Below are 21,947 nucleotides of genomic sequence, written 5' to 3'. Positions count from 1 at the left end.
CCCGCACCTCGTACGCCCTCAGCGAGATGACCGTGGCGAGCGTGCCGGTGCCGAGGGCGTACGCTGCGGATCGGCGCCGGGCGGGCCGACGGTGACGCGACCCCGTCGGTCCCTGTCGGTGCCCCGGTCCACAATGGTCCGCGTCAGATCCCCGTCCACGCTTCAGCAAGGAGCCGGCAGCGATGGCCCGCCGTAGTACGAAGACCCCGCCGCCCGACGACGCGTACGAGGAGAAGATCCTCGACATCGACGTCGTCGACGAGATGCAGGGCTCCTTCCTCGAGTACGCGTACTCGGTCATCTACTCCCGTGCCCTGCCGGACGCACGCGACGGCCTCAAGCCGGTGCACCGCCGCATCGTCTACCAGATGAACGAGATGGGCCTGCGCCCCGAGCGCGGTTACGTCAAGTGCGCCCGCGTGGTCGGCGAGGTGATGGGCAAGCTCCACCCGCACGGCGACGCCTCGATCTACGACGCGCTGGTGCGCATGGCGCAGCCCTTCTCCATGCGGGTGCCGCTGGTGGACGGCCACGGCAACTTCGGTTCGCTGGGCAACGACGACCCGCCGGCCGCGATGCGGTACACCGAGTGCCGGATGGCCGCGGCCACCAGTCTGATGACCGAGTCCATCGACGAGGACACGGTCGACTTCGCGCCCAACTACGACGGCCAGGAGCGGGAACCGGCGGCGCTGCCCGCCGCCTTCCCCAACCTGCTGGTCAACGGCGCCTCCGGCATCGCCGTCGGCATGGCCACCAACATGCCGCCGCACAACCTGCGCGAGGTCATCGCCGCCGCCCGGCACCTGATCCGCTACCCGCACGCCGACCTCGACGCCCTGATGAAGCACGTGCCGGGCCCCGACCTGCCCACCGGCGGCCAGGTCGTCGGCCTCTCCGGCATCCGGGACGCCTACGAGACCGGCCGCGGCACCTTCAAGATCCGCGCCACGGTGTCGGTGGAGACGGTGACCGCCCGCCGCAAGGGCCTGGTCGTCACGGAGCTGCCCTTCGCGGTCGGCCCGGAGAAGGTGATCGCCAAGATCAAGGACCTGGTGGGCTCGAAGAAGCTCCAGGGCATCGCCGACGTCAAGGACCTCACCGACCGCGCGCACGGGCTCCGCCTGGTCATCGAGATCAAGAACGGCTTCGTGCCGGAGGCGGTCCTGGAGCAGCTCTACAAGCTGACCGCCATGGAGGAGTCCTTCGGCATCAACAACGTGGCCCTGGTGGACGGCCAGCCGCTCACCCTGGGCCTCAAGGAGCTGCTGGAGGTCTACCTCGACCACCGCTTCACCGTGGTGCGGCGCCGCAGCGAGTTCCGGCGCGGCAAGCGCCGCGACCGCCTGCACCTGGTCGAGGGCCTGCTCACCGCGCTCGTCGACATCGACGAGGTCATCCGCCTCATCCGCTCCAGCGAGAACTCGGCGCAGGCCAAGGAGCGCCTGATCGAGCGCTTCGGGCTGAGCGACGTGCAGACCCAGTACATCCTGGACACGCCGCTGCGGCGGCTGACCAAGTTCGACCGGATCGAGCTGGAGGCGGAGAAGGAGCGGCTCACCGAGGAGATCGCGGAGCTGACCCGCATCCTCGATTCCGACGCGGAGCTGCGCAAGCTGGTCTCGGGCGAACTGGCGGCGGTGGCCAAGAAGTTCGGCACCGACCGGCGTACGGTCCTCCGGGAGTCCAGCGGGGCCTCGGTGGCCGCCGTGCCGCTCCAGGTGGCCGACGACCCGTGCCGGGTGCTGCTCTCCTCCACCGGCCTGCTGGCCCGCACCGCCGACGACCGGCCCCTGGCCTCGGACGGCGGAGCCAAGCGCGTCCCGCACGACCTCGTCGTCTCCGCGGTGCCCGCCACGATCCGCGGCGAGGTCGGCGTGGTCACCTCCGCAGGACGGCTGCTGCGGGTCAACGTGGTGGACCTGCCGCAGCTCCCCGAGCCGATGCCCACACCGAACCTGTCGGGCGGGGCGCCGCTGGCGGAGTTCGTCTCCCTGGAGGGCGACGAGAGCGTGGTCTGCCTGACCACGCTGGACGAGTCCTCGCAGGGGCTCGCGCTCGGCACCGAGCAGGGTGTGGTCAAGCGGGTGGTGCCCGACTACCCGTCGAGCAAGGACGAGTTGGAGGTCATCACCCTCAAGGAGGGCGACCGGATCGTCGGCGCGGCCGAGCTGCGCACCGGCGAGGAGGACCTCGTCTTCATCACCGACGACGCGCATCTGCTGCGCTACCAGGCGTCCCAGGTCCGCCCGCAGGGCAGGCCCGCGGGCGGCATGGCGGGCGTCAAGCTCTCCCAGGGCGCGAAGGTCATCTCCTTCACGGTGGTCGACCCGGCGGCGGACGCGGTGGTCCTCACCGTCGCGGGCTCGCGCGGCACCCTCGACGACTCCGTCCAGACCACGGCCAAGCTGACCCCGTTCGACCAGTATCCGCGCAAGGGCCGGGCCACCGGCGGGGTGCGCTGCCAGCGCTTCCTGAAGGGCGAGGACTGCCTCGCCCTGGCCTGGGCGGGCGCGTCCCCGGCCAAGGCCGTGCAGAAGAACGGCTCCCCGGCGCAGCTCCCGGAGACCGACCCGCGCCGTGACGGCTCGGGCGTGTCGCTGCCCCAGACGGTGGGGGTGGTGGCGGGGGCGCCTGGCTAGAAGCCGTAGTCCTCCGGGTCCTCGGGGTCCCCTGGGTCCCCGGGCGGCCCGGAGGGTACGACCGTGTCGTAGGTCCCGTCGGTGCCGTCGATGCCGTCGGTCCCGTAGGTCTCCGGGCGGCCCGTGGGCGGCGCCGGCTCCTCGTCCTCCGGGTCCGGGACGTAGCGCAGCACCCCCCACATGGCGTGCTCGTCCGGCTCGGGGGCCTCGCTGCGGCACGCGTCGAGTTCCCCGGCGAGGGCCGGGCCGTCGATGCCGGTGCCGATGAGGACCAGTTGGCTGCGGCGGGGCTCGCCCGGCGGCCAGGGCTCGGGGCGGAAGCGCAGGAAGCGCCCGACGGCGTGCACGGCGTACCGGTTGCGGGGATCGTGCGGGCCGAAGTCGACGTACCCCTTGATCCGGTACAGGCCGTCGGGCCGGCCGTCCAGGAACCGCATCAGCCGGCGCGGGTCGAGGGGCGGGCCGGAGACGAAGGACAGGGTGTCGTAGGCCGCGTGCACGTGGTCGGCGTGGTCGCCGTCCGCGCCGGGTTCGTGCAGGTCGTCGAAGGAGAGCTGGCCGACGCGCTCCTCGCTCGGCTTGCAGTCGAAGAGGAACTCCGGGTCGATCCGGCCGTAGACGGCCGGCACCACGGCGGCGCCGTCGGCGAGGGAGCGGACCAGGTCGAGGACGCGTTCGGCGTCCGGGGCCCGGTCGGTCTTGTTGACCACGACGAGGTCGGCCAGCGCGAGGTGCCGGTCGATCTCGGGGTGGCGGGCGCGGGTGCCGTCGAACTCCGCGGCGTCGACGACCTCGACGAGCCCGCCGTAGACGACCCGGGGCTGGTCGCTGGCGAGCAGCATGCGCACCAGTTCCTGCGGTTCGGCGAGGCCGCTCGCCTCGATGACGATCACGTCGACGCCGGTGTCGGGGCGGGCCAGCCGCTCCAGGTAGACGTCCAGTTCGCTCGCGTCGACGGCGCAGCACAGGCAGCCGTTGCCGAGCGAGACGGTGGAGTCGCCGAGCGCGCCCGCGACGGCCATCGCGTCGATCTCGATGGAACCGAAGTCGTTGACGATGGCGCCGATCCGGCTGCCCCCGCTGCGATGGAGGAGGTGGTTGAGCAGGGTGGTCTTGCCGGAGCCGAGGAATCCGGCGAGGACGACCACCGGGATCTGCTGCGGAGTCGGGCGCTGCCCCACCGTGCGACCTCTCTCTCACCCGTGCGTTCCGGTTCCGCGCCCCTCGCGGAACCGCCTGTTCAGCATACGAGCCGCCCGGCCTCCCGGAGCCCCCGACAGGGCCTCTGACGAGGGCGTACGGCCTCAGAGGGGCGCGCGTACGACCACCCGGTCGGAGTAACGCCCAGGCGCGGCTGGAAGTCACCTCGCCTCAACTCAGGTTAGGCTCACCTGCGTGAGTACGTGCTCAACCGTCTCCCAGGACCTCGACGAGCCCCTTTCGGGCACCGCGCCCGCCGCGAGGACCTGGCTTCTGCTCGAACAGCCCGGCCCGTGGGGCGCCAAGGCGCTCACTTCCAGCCACCTGGACCCGGTGGTGGGCCGCGCGCTGGAGAACGCCGCCAAGGGGACGGGCGTGCGCGTCGCGCTCATCCGCCGCCCCGGCCGCCACGCCGACCGCGGCACCGGCGCCGAGCGCCGTGTGTACGCCGCGCACACCACGCCCGGCGGCGTGTGGCTGCGCAGCGCCACGGTGACCGACCCGCGGCTGCTGCTCGGGCTGGACTTCGCCGCCCTGGGCCGCGGCGACCGCCGCACCTTCGACGCGGTGCTGGGCGGAGGGCCCCACACCGGTGCGCCGCTGGCGCTCGTCTGCACCAACGGCAAACGCGACCGGTGCTGCGCGCTGCTCGGCCGTCCGCTGGCGGCGGAGCTGGCGGCCTCCGGCGTCGAGGGGGTCTGGGAGGTCACCCACCTGGGCGGCCACCGCTTCTCGCCGACGATGCTCGTCCTGCCGTACGGATACGCCTACGGCCGGATCACGGCCGCCGACGTCCGGGAGATCCTGCACGGGGTGCGGGAGGCCCGGATCGAGGTCGACGGATGCCGCGGCAACTCCGCGTGGGACCGGCCCGGCCAGGCCGCCGAGCTGGCGGTGCGCTCCACGGCCGGGGTGGACGCCGCCGAGGCACTGATCGTCGTCCGCACCGACGTGGTACGGGACGGGGCCCACGGGGGCGGGGCGGCGCCGGGCTGGGAGGTCACGGTGGCCCACGTGGACGGCCGGCACTGGCGGGTCCACGTCGCCCAGGGCGCCGCACAGCCCCCGCGCCCGGAGAGCTGCGGGGCGTCGGTACTGGGCACGCCCGCCCGCATGGAGGTCACGGCGGTACGCGAACTGCTGGTGACGGCAGCCCTGGCGGGCTGACCGGGCGCCGACCTGAGCGCTGACGGCGGTCGCCTTGCGGGGGCCCCGGGCTCGCCGGGACGGCGGGCGTCGTGCTGGGGCCGGGCTCGCCGGGACGGCGGGCGTCGTACAGAGGCCGGGACGGCGGGACGGCGGGCGTCGTACAGAGGCCGGGACGGCGGGACGGCAGGCGTCGCACGGAGACCGGCTCACCGGGACGGCGGGCGTCGTACGGAGACCGGGTCCGCCGGGGCGGGGCGGAGCCGAGCTTCGGTGACCCCGGCGCTCCCGCCGGGTGCCCGCCGCGCTCCCGCCGGGGAGGCGGGCCGCTCCGGCCGGCGCGGTCCGTAACGGACGGGCCGTCTCTCCCGCCGAGACGATCCCCCGCCGGACGGCTTCCCGTTCCCGCCCCGGATGGCTTCCCGTTCCCGCCAGGGAGGCGACCTCTCCGGCCGACAGATCCGGCGCCGGGCAAGCCGCCTCGCCGACCAGGCGCCCCGCGCGATGCCCCGAGCCCCCGCCCCGCCGGGCAGAGGGAAGGCCCTCGGCGCTCTCCCCGCCCCGGCTGGGCGCACGCCCCCTTCCGGCCGGCCCTCCCGGAGGGACCCCGCACCCCTCTACGCCCCGCCGCCCGTACCCACGTACGGTTCAGGGCTATGAGTGCCACTCCCCCCACCCGGCGCCTGCGACTCGGCCTGCCCCGCCGGGTCTTCTCGCAGGTGCTGCTGATGCAGCTCGCGGTGGCCGCGGGGGTCACGGTGCTCGCCACGGGCCTCTTCCTCGCGCCGCTCGGCGATCAGCTCGACGACCAGGCGATGCGCCGGGCCCTGGCCATCGCGCAGACCACCGCGCAGCAGCCGCAGATCGTGCGGGACCTGCGCACCCCGCCGACGCCGGACGGGCCGGTGCAGCGGGAGGCCGAGCTGATCCGCAAGGCCACGCAGGCCGAGTACGTCGTCGTGATGGACCGGCGCGGGGTGCGCTGGTCGCACACCGACCCCGGGCGGATCGGCGAGGTGGTCTCCACCGACCCCGGGGACGCGCTGGCCGGGCACGAGGTCATGGAGATCGACAGCGGCACCCTGGGCCGCTCCGCCCGCGGCAAGGTTCCGTTGCGCGACGGCGACGGCACCATCGTGGGCGCCGTCTCGGTCGGCATCGCCTACGACAGCGTGCGGGCGCGGCTGATCCACGCCATCCCCGGTCTGCTCGCGTACGCGGGCGGCGCCCTGGCCGTCGGCGCGCTGGCCGCCTGGCTGGTCTCGCGCCGGGTCCAGCGGCAGACCCGCGACCTGGCCTTCTCCGACATCGCCTCGCTCCTCGCCGAGCGGGAGGCCATGCTGCACGGCATCCGGGAGGGCGTCGTCGCCCTGGACCGCGGCGGCCGTATCCGCCTCCTCAACGACGAGGCGCAGCGCCTGCTGGACATCGGCGGCGAGGCGGTCGGCCGCGGGCCCGACGAGGCGCTCGGCGCCGGCCGCACCGCCGACGTCCTGGCCGGGCGCGTGACCGGCACCGACCTGCTGACGGTGCGCGGCCGGCGCGTCCTGGTCGCCAACCGGATGCCCACCGACGACGGCGGCGCCGTCGCCACCCTGCGCGACCGCACCGAACTGGAACAGCTCGGCCGGGAACTGGACTCCACCCGCGGCCTGATCGACGCCCTGCGCGCCCAGGACCACGAGCACGCCAACCGCATGCACACCCTGCTGGGCCTGCTCGAACTGGAGATGTACGAGGAGGCCGTGGAGTTCGTCGGCGAGGTCGTCGGCGACCACCGGGCCACCGCGGAGCAGATCGCCGAGCGCATCCGGGACCCGCTCCTCGCCGCGCTGCTGGTCGGCAAGGCGACCGTCGCCGCCGAGCGCGGTGTGGCCCTGTGGGTGTCGGACCGGACCCGGCTGCCGGACCGCCTCGTCGATCCCCGTGGGCTGGCCACGATCGTCGGGAACCTGGTCGACAACGCGCTGGAAGCGGTCGCGGGCACCCCCCACGCGCGCGTGGAGGTCGAGGTGCGGGCCGAGGGGCGGTCCGCGACGCTGCGGGTGCGCGACACCGGGCCCGGCATCCCTCCGGAGCGCCGGGAACTGGTCTTCACGGAGGGCTGGTCCACGAAGGAGCCGCCCGCGCACCGTCCGCGCGGGATCGGGCTGTCCCTGGTCCGCAGGCTCGCCGAACGGCAGGGCGGCAGCGCCGTCGCGGTCGAGGCGCGGGGCGGGGGCGCGGAGTTCGTCGTGGTCCTGCCCGAGGCACTCACCCCGCCGGAGCCGGAGTCGGAGCCGGGGCCGGAGCCGGAGGCAGGGCCCGAGCCGGAGCCCGGTCCCGAGCCGGGGGCCGAGCCCGCCACCAGGGTCCGTACAGCAGGCACCGGCCCCACCACCACCGACACCGCCGTGTTCCGTACCGCCGCCGAGGAGGAGTCCCGATGATCGAGGTCCTGGTCGTGGACGACGACACACGGGTCGCCCGGGTCAACACCGCCTACGTCGGCAAGGTGCCCGGCTTCCACGTCGCCGGGGAGGCGCACAACGCCGGGGACGCCCTGCGCGCGCTGGAGACGCTGCCCCGCGTGGACCTGGTCCTGCTCGACCACTACCTGCCCGACCGGACCGGGCTGGAGGTGGTCCGGGAGATGCGGCGGCGCGGCCACCAGACCGACGTGATCATGGTGACGGCGGCGCGGGACGTGTCGACGGTCCAGGCCGCGATGCGGCACGGGGCGTTGCAGTATCTGGTCAAGCCGTTCACGTTCACGGGGCTGCGGTCCCGGCTGGAGGCTTACGCGGGGCTGCATCGGACCATGGAGGGCGGCGGCAAGGCCGAGCAGGCCGAGGTGGACCGCATCTTCGGCGCGCTGTCGGCGCCCTCGCAGCCGGGGCTGCCCAAGGGACACTCCCCCACCACCGCCGAACTGGTCCGGCAGTGCCTGGTGAAGGCGGGCGGGCCGCTCTCCGCGCAGGAGATCGCGGACCGGACCGGGGTGAGCCGCCAGACCGCCCAGCGCTACCTCAAGCTCCTGGAGCGCACCGGCCGGGCCCGGCTCACCCTCAAGTACGGCGAGGCCGGCCGACCGGAGCACCTCTACGAGTGGGCGTCCGGCACCTGATCCGGCCGGCGCCCGGCCCCGCCACCGGTCTCGCCCCCGTTCCCGGTCCCGGTTCCGGCCCCGCCCCCGCCGTCCGCTACACCGCCCCCGCGCCGGTCAGGGAGCGCACCTCGACCTCGGCGTGCCGGGCCTCGTCCGGTGGTTCGGCCGAGGTGACGGTGCCGATCCATCCCGCGGCGAAGCCCAGCGGGATGGAGATCAGGCCCGGGTTCTGGAGCGGGAAGAGGTGGAAGTCGGCGCCCGGGAAGAGGGACTGCGGGCTGCCGGAGACCACGGGCGAGAGCAGGACGAGGACGACGGCCGGCACGAGCCCGCCGTAGACGGCCCACACGGCACCGCGGGTGGTGAAACCGCGCCAGAACAGCGTGTAGAGCAGCACCGGCAGGTTGGCGGAGGCGGCGACCGCGAAGGCGAGGCCCACCAGGAAGGCGACGTTGAGGTCGCGGGCGAGCAGCCCGAGGCCGATGGCGACCCCGCCGATGCCGACGGCGGCGATCCGCGCCACGGTGACCTCGCCGCGCCGGCGTCCGGACGGGCGGCGCAGGCCGGCGTAGAGGTCGTGGGCGACGGAGGCCGAGGAGGCCAGGGTGACGCCGGCGACCACCGCGAGGATGGTGGCGAAGGCGACGGCGGCGACGACCGCGAAGAGCACGGTGCCGCCGGTCGAGTCGGCGCCGCCGCCCAGGTCGAGCGCGAGCAGCGGGACGGCCGTGTTCCCGGCGGCGTTGGAGGCGCGGACGGCGTCCGGTCCGACGAGGGCGGCGGCGCCGAAGCCGAGCACGATCGTCATCAGGTAGAAGGTGCCGATGAGGCCGATGGACCAGACGGCCGAGCGCCGGGCCGCGCGGGCGGTGGGCACGGTGTAGAAGCGGGACAGGATGTGCGGGAGCCCCGCGGTGCCCAGCACGAGCGCCAGTCCGAGGCTCATGAAGTCGACGCGGGAGGTCCAGTCGCCGCCGTAGGCGAGGCCCGGTGCGAGGAACGCCTCCCCGTGTCCGCTGCGTTCGGCCGCGGTGCGCAGCAGCCGGTCCAGGTCGCCGTGGAAGCGGACCAGGACGAGCGCGGTGAGGGTGAGGGTGCCGCCGAGCAGCAGGACGGCCTTGACGATCTGAATCCAGGTGGTGGCCCGCATCCCGCCCAGCGACACGTAGACCACCATGAGCGCGCCGACGCCGATGACGGTCCAGGTGCGGGCCGCCTCGCCGGTGCCGCCGAGCAGGAGGGCGACGAGGCTGCCGGCGCCGACCATCTGGGCGACCAGGTAGAGCACGGAGACGGTGACCGAGGAGGCGCCGGTGGCGATCCGCACCGGCCGCTCGCGCATGCGCGCGGCGACGACGTCGGCGAGGGTGAACCGGCCGCAGTTGCGGACCAGTTCGGCGACGAGCATCAGGACGACCAGCCAGGCCACCAGGAAGCCCACCGAGTAGAGCATGCCGTCGTAGCCGTTGAGGGCGATGAGGCCGGAGATGCCGAGGAAGGAGGCGGCCGACATGTAGTCGCCGCTGATGGCAAAACCATTCTCCATCGGGGTGAACAGACGCCCGCCGGTGTAGAACTCCTCGGCGGAGCCCCGGCGTTTGCGCCCGGCCCAGGTGGTGATCGCCAGGGTGACGGCGATGAAGGAGCTGCAGAGGAGCAGGGCCAGTCTCTCGTGGTCGGCGTTCACGACGCCCCGCTCTGGAGGCCGCGGGTCAGCTCCTGGGTGTCCCAGCGCAGGTCGAGGGCGGCACGGTCCCGGCGCAGCCGCGCGTGGCGGGCGTAGGCCCAGGTGAGCAGGAACGTGGTGAGGAACTGCCCGAGCCCGGCGACCATCGCCACGTTGACCGCGCCGGCCACGGGGCGGGCCATCAGGCCGGGGGCGGCCGTGGCGGCCACCACGTAGGCGACGTACCAGAGGAAGAAGCCGGTGACGGCGGGGACGACGAATCTCCGGTACCGGGCGCGGACCTCCTGGAAGGCGGTGGAGCGCTGGACCTCCAGGTACACGTCGGCCGTGCCCCGGGGCGCCGGGGGCTCCCGGTCCGGGCGCGTCGACGGCACCGCCGCCGCGGGACCTCCCGGGGCCGCCGCCTCGCCCCAGTTGGAGGCGAGGGCGTCGTACCAGGGGTCGTCGTACCCCGGGTCCGCGGGTGCCTCGGCGAGGGCCCGGCCCCGGCCGGCCGTGTGGCCGGCGGTGCGCGCGGGACCTCCTCCGGCGGCGTGGTGGAGATCGTTGCTTGGCTGCATACCCAAGGATGGGCAGAACCGAAAGATCCCCCGCGCCCCTTCCCCCCGCACTTCACCCCATCAGGTGACGTATGTCGCCGATGATCCCACCGGTCCCTTCCGTTCCGGGTAACGGGCCGTCCGCGTGGGGGCGTTGACCCCTCTCGCCTCACCGGGCGCATACGCAACAGGGGCCACGGGAGACTCCCGTGGCCCCTGCCGGGTGGTCGCGGTCGCGGCCGCGGCTAGGCGTCGATGCGCGAGCGGTCCAGCGTGGCAGCCGAGCTGGAGATGAACTCCTTGCGGGGGGCGACGTCATTGCCCATCAGCAGGTCGAAGACGTTCTCCGCGGACTCCAGGTCGGTGAGGTTGATCCGGCGCAGGGTGCGGCGGCGCGGGTCCATGGTGGTCTCGGCGAGCTGGTCGGCGTCCATCTCGCCCAGGCCCTTGTACCGCTGGATGGAGTCCTTGTAGCGGATGTTCTTGGTCTGGAACTGCATGAGCTTGTCGCGCAGCTCGCGGTCGGAGTACGTGTAGACGTACTTGTCCTGGCCCTTCTTGGGCTGCACCAGCTCGATGCGGTGCAGCGGCGGCACCGCGGCGAAGACCCGGCCGGCCTCGACCATGGGCCGCATGTAGCGGTGGAAGAGGGTCAGCAGCAGGGTGCGGATGTGGGAGCCGTCCACATCGGCGTCGGTCATCATGATGATCTTGCCGTACCGGGCCGCGTCGATGTCGAAGGTCCGGCCGGACCCGGCTCCTATGACCTGGATGATCGCGCCGCACTCGGCGTTCTTGAGCATGTCGGTCACGGACGACTTCTGCACGTTGAGGATCTTGCCGCGAATCGGCAGCAGCGCCTGGAACTCGGAGTTCCGGGCGAGCTTGGCCGTACCGAGAGCGGAGTCGCCCTCGACGATGAACAGCTCGCTGCGGTCCACGTCGTCGCTGCGGCAGTCGGCCAGCTTCGCGGGGAGCGAGGAGGACTCCAGGGCCGTCTTGCGGCGCTGGGCGTCCTTGTGCTGACGGGCGGCGATACGGGTACGGGCGGCGGCGACGGCCTTCTCCAGGACGACGCGCGCCTGCTGGGCGTCGTCGCGCTTGGTGGAGGTCAGGAACGCCTTGAGTTCCTTGGTGACGACGTTGTTCACGATGCGGCGGGCCGCCGAGGTGCCGAGGACCTCCTTGGTCTGGCCCTCGAACTGCGGCTCGGCCAGCCGGACCGTCACGACCGCGGTCAGCCCCTCCAGGGCGTCGTCCTTGACGATGTCGTCCTCGGCGACCCGGAGCATCTTCTTGGTGCGCAGCACCTCGTTCATCGTCTTGGCGACGGCCTGCTCGAAGCCGGCCACGTGGGTGCCGCCCTTGGGGGTGGCGATGATGTTGACGAAGGAGCGGACCGTGGTGTCGTACCCCGTCCCCCAGCGCATGGCGACGTCGACGCCGAGGTCGCGGGTGACCTCGGTGGGGGTCATCTGGCCGTGCTCGTCCAGGACCGGGACGGTCTCTTTGAAGGCGCCCTGTCCGCTGAAGCGGAGCACGTCGCAGACGGGCCGGTCGGACGCGAGGAACTCGCAGAACTCGCTGATGCCCCCGTCGAAGCGGAAGGACTCCTCGCCCTTGCTGCCGCCGTCGCCGAGGCCCAGCTCGTCGCGGACGACGATGGTCAGGCCGGGCACCAGGAAGGCGGTCTGGCGGGCGCGCTGGTGCAGGTGCTCCAGGGAGAGCCGGGCGTCCTTGAGGAAGATCTGCCGGTCCGCCCAGTACCGCACGCGGGTGCCGGTGCGGCTCTTGGGGATCTTCTTGCCCTTGCGCAGTCCGCCCTGGGCCTCGAACCTGGCGTCCGGCCCCATGGCCGCGAAGGCGCCGGGGACACCGCGGCGGAAGCTGATGGCGTGGGTGTGGCCGGCGCGGTCGATCTCGACGTCCAGCCGGCCGGAGAGGGCGTTCACCACGGAGGCGCCGACGCCGTGCAGACCGCCGGAGGCCGCGTAGGAGCCACCGCCGAACTTGCCGCCGGCGTGCAGCTTGGTCATGACGACCTCGACGCCGGACAGGCCGGTCTTGGGCTCCACGTCGACGGGGATGCCGCGGCCGTTGTCCCGGACCTCGACCGAGGCGTCGTCGTGGAGGACGACCTCGATGTGGTCGCAGTAGCCACCGAGGGCCTCGTCCACGGAGTTGTCGATGATCTCCCACAGGCAGTGCATCAGACCGCGGCTGTCGGTCGATCCGATGTACATGCCGGGCCGCTTGCGCACGGCCTCGAGCCCTTCGAGGACGAGAAGGTGCCGAGCGGTGTAGTTGGACCCGTCCCGGTCTGCTCCTGCCAGCAGCGCAGTGGACGGCACGGACGTCTCGGCGGTCACGCGGTTCGCTCCTCGCTGAATTTCAGATGGGGCCCCACTGGGTAAGGCCGTGGCTTCGTTCACCGGTAGGAGGGTACCGAGCCCTGGTAGAGCCGTTGTCACACCACCCTCGCCCGGAACCCACCCTAGTCCAGAGTCGTATGCCTGTTCGATCCCCCGGGGGAGTGAAGTACACATCACGTTCCCTTCGAGGCATGAACCATTTAGGCTCCGGGCACGTCCTCATGAACAAACCGGCAATCCAGCCGGCGGGACCGACACCGACCGACCGCGCGAAACCGTACGACACAGAGACACGCACTACGGCACATTCGCCGCCAACCGGCAGCAGCCAGCCCCACCGAAAGATTTTTTCGAGGAAAAGCCCCGAGCGGGAACGTTTCGAGGCTGGTTGGATGTTGACCCTGGTACGACAGCTCGTCGAGCTAGAGAAGAGGCGACGTGACTACTGTTCTGACTTCCGCGAGCCCGCTGACGGCCGCTGACCGTTGCGACCGCTGCGGCGCCCAGGCGTATCTGCGCGTCGTCCTGCTGAGCGGCGGAGAACTGCTCTTCTGCGCCCACCACGGTCGCAAGTTCGAGCCGGAACTCAAGAAGATCGCCGCTGAGATACAGGACGAGACGGAGCGGCTGACGCCGGCGTCTGCTCCCGCCCCCCAGGACGAGCGCTGACCTTTCGCGCCCCCACGACGAGCGAGCCGCCTCAGGCCTGACGGGTGGCCGCCTCTGGATCACAGAGGCGGCCACCCGTCACTCGTGTCCGGGGGCGCTCCAGGCCCTTCAGGCGCCCTGCCGCCGGGACGTGGGAGTCTCACCTGCGGCACCCTCCCCGGGGGCCGCAGAGGCGCCCTCGGGGGCGTTGGTGAGCGTGTCCGCCGGGGACTGGGCCGGCCGCTCGCCGGAAGCCTCCCCGGACGGGGCCGAGGAAGCCCGCGCCCGCGGGTCCTCGGGGACCGCCGGAGACGGCAGCGCGGACGGGCCCGCGCCGGGAGCGGCGGGGCTCTTGGCCGAGTTGCCGGAGGCGCCGTCGGTGAGGCCGTCGCCCGACGCCGTGGCGGTACCCGTCCCGTCGCCCACCGTGTCGGAGGCGGCACCCGAGGCGGCGTCCGAGGGGCGCTCCGTGGCCGACTGCGCCGACTGTGCCGACTGGGAAGGCGTGTCCCAGCCCAGTGCGCGCAGGACGGCCGAGATCCGGGTGTACACCCCGGGACTGTCCGCGCGCCCGCAGCCGCTCCCCCAGGAGACCAGGCCGATGAGCCTCCCCCGGGCGACCAGCGGCCCGCCGCTGTCCCCCTGGCAGGCGTCCCGCCCGCCGGCCTGATCGCCGGCGCACAGCATCGTCCCGGCGCGGTAGCTGCCCCGGCTGTCGCCCGGGTAGGCCCGCTCGCACAGCGCGTCCGGCAGGACCCGCACCCGCGCCGCGCGCAGCCCGTTCGCGTAGTCCCCGGAGCCCGAGTCGTCGCCCCAGCCGTACACCAGCGCCGCCGTGTCCGGGGCGTAGGCGGCGTCGCCCTCGGCGGCCATCCCGATGGACGATCCGGCGGGCAGCGCCTCGGAGAGGGTCAGCAGGGCGAAGTCTCCGGAGTTGGTCGCGGGGTCGTGATCCGGATTCACCCAGATACGGCGCACCGGGATCTCGCGGCCCTTGCCGGAGTGGAGCTGGGTGCGGCCCGCGATGACCTTCAGGTCCCTCACCCGCTCGGGGGAGGCCCCGAGGACCTGGCCGCCCAGGCAGTGAGCGGCGGTGAGGACGGTGGTCCGCCCGATGGCCACCGCCCCGCAGAACTGCCCCGCCCGCGTACCGCCGAACCGGTCACGGCTGGCCAGGGCCACCGTCCACGGACTGTCCGCCACGTCCACCGGGAAACCGCCGACGACGACGCTCCCGGCGGCGGCCGGTGCGGCCGAGGCCGGCGGTATCGCGGTCGCGGCGGCGGCCAGGACCAGTGGCCCGGCCAGCGGCCGGACCAGTGCGCGGACGGGCAGACGGCACATACGGACTCCTCACTCCCAGGTGACCAAGGAACACCCAGAGTGATCCACTCCACCCCACCCCGCACCCGCACACCCCCAGACCGGCCCCCACACGCGGCATGTGTGTCCCGGCCGGGGTGCCGGGCTCGGCGATCTCGATGGCCTGCGCGATCCTCTCGGCGGCCTCGGCGCGCGCCATGCCCAGGTGCACGTGCGGCTTGCCGCTGTGGGTGACCATCGGGCGCGCTGCCCCGGACCCGTTCCGGCAGGCCCAGTCCGGCCAGGGCTGCCCGGACGGCCTCCGCCGCGTCGTCGGCGGCCTCGCGGCCGTCCCGGTACGTCCGCGTGTCCATCGTCACCGGTGGCCTGCCAGAAGTCCCCAGACTCCTCGGTGGCTCTGAGGCTCCCGCCACTTCGTCCGGCACGTCTCGCAGCCCAGGGCCGGGGGCACAGTCCAGCAAGAACCGTGCCTTGAAGACCACCGGCAGGTCCACCAACGGCTCCTGAGTCGTCGTATGACCCATCGTGTCTCCCCGGAGCCGTGACAACCGCCCGAGGACGGTAGAGCGCGGGGACGCGGCCGGTCCAAGAAGTCGCACCCGGTCGCACATCCCCCTTGAACAGCCTCGACGCCCCGGTCGGGAGCCCGTGAAGCCGCGCGCAACCGACCGCGACCCGGCTCGACTTGAGGCGGGGCCATGCGTCCACGGTTCCTCGGGAGGGACCCCGAGTCCGGAGATCACGGCTGCCCGGCAGTGTGGGTGGACGCGGAAACGCAGGATCTCGTCATCCAGGGCCGGCCTCTGCTCGTATGCCTTCGAAGCCGTCTGGGAACGGGCCGTCCCACACGAGAAGTACACCGTCCGAGAAGCGAGTTCATGCCCGAGTCGCCACTGTCCACCGCCCAGGCCGCCCGCACTGACGACGTGGCCGACGCCGTCCGGGCCCGGACGGCCCGCTCCCGCGTCGTCCACGAAGGCAACCACCGCTTCGCCCTGCTGGTCGAAGAGGCCGTGCTCCACCACCGGGTCTGCGACGGGCCGGAGCCGGCCGCACGGCTCCGATGGACGATTGCCACACCAGCTTTCGAAAAAGGCCCTGGCCTGCGCCATGAGCGCGGGCCAGGGCCTTGATCGGTTTTCCGGTCAGTCCAGGTAGTCGCGCAGGACCTGCGAGCGGGAGGGGTGGCGGAGCTTCGACATGGTCTTCGACTCGATCTGGCGGATGCGCTCGCGCGTCACGCCGTAGACCTTGCCGATCTCGTCCAGGGTCTTCGGCTGGCCGTCGGTGAGGCCGAAGCGCATGGAGACGACGCCGGCCTCGCGCTCGGACAGGGTGTCGAGCACCGAGTGGAGCTGCTCCTGGAGGAGCGTGAAGCTGACGGCGTCGGCCGGGACGACCGCCTCGGAGTCCTCGATGAGGTCACCGAACTCGCTGTCGCCGTCCTCGCCGAGCGGGGTGTGCAGGGAGATCGGCTCGCGCCCGTACTTCTGGACCTCGATGACCTTCTCGGGGGTCATGTCGAGTTCCTTGGCCAACTCCTCCGGGGTGGGCTCGCGGCCCAGGTCCTGGAGCATCTGGCGCTGGACGCGGGCCAGCTTGTTGATGACCTCGACCATGTGCACCGGGATGCGGATGGTGCGGGCCTGGTCGGCCATGGCGCGGGTGATCGCCTGCCGAATCCACCAGGTGGCGTACGTGGAGAACTTGTAGCCCTTGGTGTAGTCGAACTTCTCCACCGCGCGGATCAGACCGAGGTTGCCCTCCTGGATGAGGTCCAGGAAGAGCATGCCGCGGCCGGTGTAGCGCTTGGCCAGGGAGACCACCAGGCGGAGGTTGGCCTCCAGGAGGTGGTTCTTGGCGCGGCGGCCGTCCTCGGCGATGATCTCCAGCTCGCGCTTGAGCTTGGGGGCGAGCTTGTCGGAGTTGGCCAGCTTGTCCTCGGCGAAGAGACCCGCCTCGATGCGCTTGGCCAGCTCGACCTCCTGCTCGGCGTTGAGCAGGGGGACCTTGCCGATCTGCTTGAGGTAGTCCTTGACGGGGTCGGCGGTGGCGCCGGCCGCGGCGACCTGCTGCGCGGGGGCGTCGTCCTCGTCCTCGTCGGAGAGCACGAATCCGGCGCTCTCGGTGCCCTCGGGCTCCTCGGAGGCGGCCTTCGGCTCCTCGATCGCCTCGTCCTCGGGAAGGTCCGCCTCGTCCTTCTTGGCGGTCGCCTTCTTCGCCGCCGCCTTCTTCGCGGTGGTCTTCTTCGCCGCCGTCTTCTTGGCGGTGGTCTTCTTCGCAGCGGCCTTCTTGACCGGCGCCTCTTCCTCGGCGGCCTCGGCGGCGGGCGCTGCCGGAGCGGCGGGAGCGGCTGCCTTCCTGCTGGTCACCGCCTTGGCGACCGACTTGGTGGCGGTGCGCTTGGCGGGGCTCTTCGCTGCGACGCTCTTGCGGGTGCGCTTGGGTTCTGCGGCACTGACCATCAGCGTCACACCCTCTTCCTCGAGGATCTGGTTGAGGCTGCGCAGTACGTTCTTCCACTGAGTGGCCGGAATCTGGTCAGCTTCGAAGGCCCGACGCACGTCATCGCCGGCGATCTGCCCCTCAGCCTTTCCCCGCTCAATGAGCGCCATGACAGAGACGGACTCGGCGATCTCCGGCGGGAGCGTACGGGATGTGCTGGCCGACACGAACAACCTCTCGGAACGTTGGAAAACGGCTTCCGGCCCCGTCCTGAGGGACGGGAGCCGACCACCGGCTTGGGGATGGGCCGACGGCGCGGGCGGGGGCCGGGGAGAGCAACAGCGCCGTGAACGGCGTCCGTATTCCCTCCGCGACTGTCACCGCTTAAGTCATCGCGTTGCTCCCGCGAGCGTTACGCCCAATCCGCGTGGCCCGAGTCACACCCCGTAAGCGTTCAAAACCTGTCATACGCGCACAGGCCAGGTCAGGTCAGGTCGACAGGGGGTTTCACCCTGGTCGCGCCGGGGGTTCCCGGCCTCTCATCAGACCGTCGGACCCCGCGGAATCGCGCCGGATTCCGCGGAGCCCGTCGGCGGCGGCGAACCGGCCGGACGCGCCGCGGGAGGGGTCCGGCGGGTCCGGCTCGCGCCGCTCTCGGCGGGACGGCCGGGTCAGTGCTCGCGGGGGGCGGGCACGACGCGTTCCACCTCGGGGTGGACGGTGAGAAGCTGCCGCATGGCCGCTTCGGCCGCGCTGCCGTCGCCGGCCGCGAGGGCGTCGACGATCCGGCCGTGCTGGAGCAGCGACGCCTCGGTCGGACGGTCACAGCCGGTGATCGGGCTCCCCGACACCTGGAGGGCGGCGGACACGATCCCGGACAGGTGCTCCAGCATGCGGTTGCCCGCGACCTGGATGAGCAGGGCGTGGAACTCGGAGTCGGCACGGGAAAAGGTGAGCGCGTCGCCCTGGTTCATGGCGTGACCCATGATCCCGACCATGTCGGACAGGCGCTGCTGGACGTCCTCGCGCCCGTGGCCGGCGGCGAGGCGCGCGGCGAGGGGCTCGATCGTCCAGCGCAGCTCGGTCAGCTCACGGCGCTGGTCGTCGCGCTGCGGGCCGAAGGCACGCCATTCGATGATGTCCGGGTCCAGGAGGTTCCAGTCGCTGACCGGACGCACCCGTGTGCCGACGTTCGGGCGGGCACTGACCAGGCCCTTGGCCTCCAGGACGCGCAGGGATTCGCGGACGACGGTGCGGGAGACCTCGAAACGCTGGCCGATCTCCTCCGGCACCAGCGGACGGTCGGCGCCCAGGTCGCCCGAGACGATCATCTGGCCGAGCTGCTGGACGAGTTGCCCGTGCAGTCCGCGGCCGCGGTTGCCGGCGGAGCGGCGGCCGACGCGGCCCAGCTCGGGGTCCATCCCTTCCCAGGCGGGCATCCCGACGCGGTCGACGGGGGCCGTCTCCGCGTAGGGGTAGCGGTCGAGTTCGCCCGGGTTCGCGAGGCCGGAGTCGGCGGAGCGGGCGGCGGTCATCATGGTGTGCGCAAGGGTACTCACGCATCCTTTGTCGGCGTTGGCCCCAACTCCCTTGAGGGCTTTGGTGAAAAGCACACGAAAGGGTGATCGCTCACCCCGTCGCAATTGACGCCTTATCGGAAAGAAATGGGCGTTCCCCGGGGAGTTGCGCACACGCTCGGACCGGAAGGGGACGGACGGCTCATCGGGCCCTGCTCCGCAATGACATGACCAGATAGGCAGAGAGCAACATGGTCAGCGACAACGACAGGGCGCTGCCCACGGGTTGGGCGATCATCCGCAGCACCTCGACCACGTAACGCCCCCCGCCGAAGGGCCACTGGGTGAGCAGCACCTCGCGCACGCGCATCGGCAGTCCGGCGGCGCTGCGCACGGACGGACCGTGCCACGCCTTCTGTACGAGGGGGACGACGAGGACCGGGACGGCGACCACCGCCGCGAGCCCGGCCGAGGTGGAGCGGAACAGCCCCGCGGCCAGCACCCCGGCCCACGCGCACCCCACGACGAGGCCGAGCCAGGCCGCCCCCAGCGCGGGCCAGCCGGCCGGGACACCGCTCAGCTCCGGCCCGTAGAACAGGTGCAGGAGTTCGGCGTCGCAGCCGACCGTGAGGAGGGCGAGGACGACCGCGGTGAGGCCGGAGACGGCGAGTTTGGCGGCCAGCAGTCCCAGCCGGCGGGGCACCGTGCCCCGGTCCGCGGCCAGCGCGGGGTGGCGGAACTCGTCGCCGAAGGCGAGCGCACCGAGCAGCCCGGCGCCGAGGGCCGCGGGCGGCAGCGGCAGTTCCCGGGGCCAGGCGGCCAGCAGGCGCGGCTGCGGGGTGTGGCCGACGCGGGCCAGGAGCACGGCGGTGACGGCGGAGACCAGCAGGACCCCGGCCCCGACGAGGAAGCCGGTACGGATGCCGGTCACGCGGCGCAGTTCGTAGCGGAGCGGCCGGAGGGGGCTGGGAGCGGAGCGGCGGGAGATGGGGGGCGGGAGCGGGGAGAGGGGGGTGAGGGGATCTCGGGGGGTGCGTGAGGGGTCGGGGGCGGGTGTGCCGGGGGGTCGGGCGGGGGCCGGCGTTTGCGCGGTGAGGGCGCGTGTGGGGGTTGACGGGCGGGTGGGGGCGGTTGCGGGCGGGGCCTGTGGGGGCTTCAGGGCCTTGGGGGCTGTCGAGCCCTGTGGGGCTGGTGAGGCTTCCGAGGCCGGCGAGGGGGTCGCCGTGGTCTCCACGGCGAGGTGGGCGGAGGCGGCGGCCGGGACGGCGAGGTCGGGGGTGGCCGGCTGACGAGGGGCCGGTGGTGCGGCGGGGGTGGGAGTCCCGCCCGCCCCCGGGCCCATGTCGCCGATCTCGTCGGCCAGTTGGTGGACGAGGACGCCGTGTCGGTACGCGGCCTCGCCGATGTCGGCACACGTACTGCCGTACACCGCGAGGCGGTTGCCGCTCTCCCGCACGATCTCGACCGAACGCCGCCCCGCCCGCGCCTCCTTGGTGAGGAGCGCGGCCAGCCGGGCGGCGTGCGGCGTACGGACGGCCACCCGGGGGCGCAGCCGGGTACGGGAGAACTCCGCCGCCTCCTGGTCGGCCGCGAGCCGGCCCCGGTCGAGGGTGACGACCCGGTCGGCCACGCGCGCCGCCTCCTTGGGGTCGGCCGTGGTGAAGAGCACCGCGCCGCCGTCGTCGGCGTGGGCCCGCAGGGCTTCGTGCAGCCACCGGGCCTCGCGCGCGGACAGGGCGCCGGCCGGGTCGTCGAGCACCAGGGTGTGCGGATCGCCCAGCAGGGCGCAGGCCAGGCCGAGCCGACGGTCCATGCCCCGGGAGAGGGCACCGAGCCGCTGGTCGCGCAGACTGACGAGGCCGGCCGCCTCCAGGGCCTCGTCCCCGCGCCGGGGCGGGACGCCCGCCGCCGCGCACAGCATCCGGACGTGGCCGCGGACGGTGCGGGCGGGGTGTCCCGGCACCTCGCCGAGCAGCACGCCCACCTCACGCACCGGATGGGCGATGCGGTGCAGCGGGCGGCCCCTGAAGTAGGTGATGCCGCGCCCGGGTTGGAGTTCGAGCATGAGTCTGAGCGCCGTCGTCTTGCCGGCGCCCGATGCTCCGAGCAGCGCGGTGACGCGACCCGCCCGCGCCTCGAAGGAGATGTCGTCGACGGCGGGCGGAAGCTCCTTGCGAGGGCTGCTGGTCAATCCGAAGACCTGGATCACCCGCAGCAAGATAGCGCGCCATATCGGATTTTTCGGTCACCGTACGCCGCTGGGAGCAGGGAACGTCCGGCCCGAGCCCCCTCTGACCGGCCGTTCGTGTGCCGGACCCGGCGCCCCGCCGGTGGACCCGCCACGGGGCCCGGCCGCGGCCCGTGGCGGGGCCCGACCGGGGCCCGGCGTCACACTTCGGGGCGCAGCATCGGCGGGTTGAGCAGGGTGGCGCCGCCGGCCCGGAAGAGCTGGGCCGGCCGGCCGCCCTGCCGGGTGGTCGTCCCGCCGGTCGGGACGAGGAACCCCGGGGTGCCCGTCACCTTGCGGTGGAAGTTGCGCGGGTCGAGCGCCACGCTCCACACCGCCTCGTAGACGCGGCGCAGCTCCCCGACGGTGAACTCGGGCGGGCAGAAAGCGGTGGCCAGCGACGAGTACTCGATCTTGGAGCGAGCCCGTTCGACCCCGTCCGCGAGGATGCGGCCGTGATCGAAGGCGAGCGGCGCCGCCTGTTCCCCGTCCCGGCCGAGGCCCTCCTCCAGCAGCTCCTCGACCGGCGCCCAGCGCGCGTTGCTGGCGTCGCCGCCCGCCCGGGGTGCCGGGAGGTCGGGGGCGAGGGCGAGGTGGGCGACGCTGACCACCCGCATCCGGGGATCGCGCTCCGGATCGCCGTAGGTGGCGAGTTGCTCCAGATGGGCGCCGTTGTCCTGGGCGGGGGCGGCCGGGTCGTGCACGCGCAGCCCCGTCTCCTCCGCCAGTTCCCGCGCCGCCGCCTGCGACAGGTCCTCGTCGGCCCGGACGAATCCGCCGGGCAGGGCCCAGCGGCCCTGGAACGGAGGCTCGCCCCGGCGTACCGCCAGTGCGCACAGGGAGTGACGGCGCACGGTCAGCACGACCAGGTCCACGGTGACGGCAAAGGGCGGAAAGGCTGACGGGTCGTAGGGCATGCGGCGATCATAGTCGTCTGCCTGACGATAAACACGCCCTTCGCCGAGCACCGCGGGCGGAGGCCCGGACGAGGTTCGGACGAGGTTCGGACGGAGGCCCGGTGGGGCTCGTCCGAGCGCTCGCCCCTCGCTCGGGACGCGGCCCGGGGCGAGGTCGGAGACTCTCGGGCGTTCTCCGTTCTCGTCGGCTCGCGGC

At 73.0% G+C, this 21,947-nt stretch carries 14 protein-coding genes and 1 pseudogene; 6 read left to right on the top strand and 9 right to left on the bottom strand.

The genetic code is table 11. From position 1 onward, the window contains the following. Window positions 1-182 precede the first annotated feature (182 nt). Complete coding sequence (locus tag J5Y05_RS00425) at window positions 183-2,642, top strand: DNA gyrase/topoisomerase IV subunit A (RefSeq protein ID WP_210867702.1); 2,460 nt, start codon at window positions 183-185, stop codon at window positions 2,640-2,642. Here J5Y05_RS00425 and J5Y05_RS00420 read toward each other — a convergent pair. Beyond that, the gene (locus J5Y05_RS00420) at window positions 2,639-3,823 is read right to left on the bottom strand and encodes a CobW family GTP-binding protein (RefSeq protein ID WP_210867701.1); all 1,185 of its coding nucleotides are present in this window, start codon (window positions 3,821-3,823) and stop codon (window positions 2,639-2,641) included. The two genes, J5Y05_RS00425 and J5Y05_RS00420, sit on opposite strands and share 4 nt — an antisense overlap. A gap of 214 nt (window positions 3,824-4,037) precedes the next feature. Between J5Y05_RS00420 and J5Y05_RS00415 the strand changes: the two genes are divergently transcribed. From J5Y05_RS00415 to J5Y05_RS00405, 3 genes are all read left to right on the top strand, one after another. Continuing rightward, window positions 4,038-5,009: a ferredoxin family protein gene (locus tag J5Y05_RS00415; protein ID WP_210867700.1), complete on the top strand. Its 972-nt coding sequence runs from the start codon at window positions 4,038-4,040 to the stop codon at window positions 5,007-5,009. A gap of 635 nt (window positions 5,010-5,644) precedes the next feature. Further along, entirely contained in the window at window positions 5,645-7,417 is a 1,773-nt protein-coding gene (locus J5Y05_RS00410; RefSeq protein ID WP_210867699.1) for an ATP-binding protein, read from the top strand. Next, window positions 7,414-8,094: a response regulator gene (locus tag J5Y05_RS00405; protein WP_210867698.1), complete on the top strand. Its 681-nt coding sequence runs from the start codon at window positions 7,414-7,416 to the stop codon at window positions 8,092-8,094. Before J5Y05_RS00410 ends, J5Y05_RS00405 begins: the two co-directional genes overlap by 4 nt. Before the next feature lie 76 nt (window positions 8,095-8,170). On the opposite strand, the gene J5Y05_RS00400 is transcribed toward J5Y05_RS00405, so the two are convergent. From J5Y05_RS00400 to J5Y05_RS00390, 3 genes are all read right to left on the bottom strand, one after another. After that, window positions 8,171-9,763: a monocarboxylic acid transporter gene (locus J5Y05_RS00400; protein WP_210867697.1), complete on the bottom strand. Its 1,593-nt coding sequence runs from the start codon at window positions 9,761-9,763 to the stop codon at window positions 8,171-8,173. After that, window positions 9,760-10,323, bottom strand: coding sequence for a DUF485 domain-containing protein (locus J5Y05_RS00395; protein WP_210867696.1), 564 nt, complete (start codon window positions 10,321-10,323; stop codon window positions 9,760-9,762). The genes J5Y05_RS00400 and J5Y05_RS00395 overlap by 4 nt, the downstream gene beginning before the upstream one ends. A gap of 224 nt (window positions 10,324-10,547) precedes the next feature. After that, complete coding sequence (locus J5Y05_RS00390) at window positions 10,548-12,671, bottom strand: DNA gyrase/topoisomerase IV subunit B (RefSeq protein ID WP_210867695.1); 2,124 nt, start codon at window positions 12,669-12,671, stop codon at window positions 10,548-10,550. A gap of 441 nt (window positions 12,672-13,112) precedes the next feature. Between J5Y05_RS00390 and J5Y05_RS00385 the strand changes: the two genes are divergently transcribed. Next, complete coding sequence (locus tag J5Y05_RS00385; protein WP_210867694.1) at window positions 13,113-13,343, top strand: DUF7455 domain-containing protein; 231 nt, start codon at window positions 13,113-13,115, stop codon at window positions 13,341-13,343. Window positions 13,344-13,829: 486 nt separating this feature from the next. On the opposite strand, the pseudogene J5Y05_RS00380 reads toward J5Y05_RS00385, so the two are convergent. Beyond that, window positions 13,830-14,666 (bottom strand): annotated as a pseudogene (locus J5Y05_RS00380) (S1 family peptidase); the annotation flags it as partial. A gap of 857 nt (window positions 14,667-15,523) precedes the next feature. On the opposite strand from J5Y05_RS00380, the gene J5Y05_RS32530 reads away from it, so the two are divergent. Continuing rightward, window positions 15,524-15,778 (top strand): hypothetical protein, encoded by a 255-nt coding sequence (locus J5Y05_RS32530; protein WP_372450444.1) that lies wholly within the window; start codon window positions 15,524-15,526, stop codon window positions 15,776-15,778. Between the two features lie 12 nt (window positions 15,779-15,790). On the opposite strand, the gene J5Y05_RS00370 is transcribed toward J5Y05_RS32530, so the two are convergent. The 4 genes from J5Y05_RS00370 to J5Y05_RS00355 all read right to left on the bottom strand — a co-directional run bounded on the left by J5Y05_RS00370 (window position 15,791) and on the right by J5Y05_RS00355 (window position 21,751). After that, window positions 15,791-17,317: an RNA polymerase sigma factor gene (locus J5Y05_RS00370; protein WP_210867693.1), complete on the bottom strand. Its 1,527-nt coding sequence runs from the start codon at window positions 17,315-17,317 to the stop codon at window positions 15,791-15,793. 444 nt (window positions 17,318-17,761) lie between these two features. Further along, complete coding sequence (locus J5Y05_RS00365) at window positions 17,762-18,649, bottom strand: FadR/GntR family transcriptional regulator (protein ID WP_210867692.1); 888 nt, start codon at window positions 18,647-18,649, stop codon at window positions 17,762-17,764. Window positions 18,650-18,809: 160 nt separating this feature from the next. Next, on the bottom strand, window positions 18,810-20,816 hold the full coding sequence (locus J5Y05_RS00360; RefSeq protein WP_210867691.1) for an ABC transporter ATP-binding protein: 2,007 nt from the start codon (window positions 20,814-20,816) through the stop codon (window positions 18,810-18,812). Between the two features lie 179 nt (window positions 20,817-20,995). Then, window positions 20,996-21,751: an NUDIX hydrolase gene (locus tag J5Y05_RS00355; protein WP_210867690.1), complete on the bottom strand. Its 756-nt coding sequence runs from the start codon at window positions 21,749-21,751 to the stop codon at window positions 20,996-20,998. Window positions 21,752-21,947: the final 196 nt, after the last annotated feature.

The organism is Streptomyces tagetis (assembly GCF_018069565.1).
Classification (GTDB): Bacteria; Actinomycetota; Actinomycetes; order Streptomycetales; family Streptomycetaceae; genus Streptomyces; species Streptomyces tagetis.
This window is presented reverse-complemented; position numbering and strand designations above follow the sequence as displayed.

Bases quoted from the DNA above. Each gene is read 5' to 3' on its own strand.
- J5Y05_RS00410 (WP_210867699.1), top strand. From the start codon at position 5,645: ATGAGTGCCACTCCCCCCACCCGGCGCCTGCGACTCGGCCTGCCCCGC.
- J5Y05_RS00355 (WP_210867690.1), bottom strand. From the start codon at position 21,751: ATGCCCTACGACCCGTCAGCCTTTCCGCCCTTTGCCGTCACCGTGGAC.
- J5Y05_RS00395 (WP_210867696.1), bottom strand. From the start codon at position 10,323: ATGCAGCCAAGCAACGATCTCCACCACGCCGCCGGAGGAGGTCCCGCG.
- J5Y05_RS00405 (WP_210867698.1), top strand. From the start codon at position 7,414: ATGATCGAGGTCCTGGTCGTGGACGACGACACACGGGTCGCCCGGGTC.
- J5Y05_RS00425 (WP_210867702.1), top strand. From the start codon at position 183: ATGGCCCGCCGTAGTACGAAGACCCCGCCGCCCGACGACGCGTACGAG.
- J5Y05_RS32530 (WP_372450444.1), top strand. From the start codon at position 15,524: ATGCCCGAGTCGCCACTGTCCACCGCCCAGGCCGCCCGCACTGACGAC.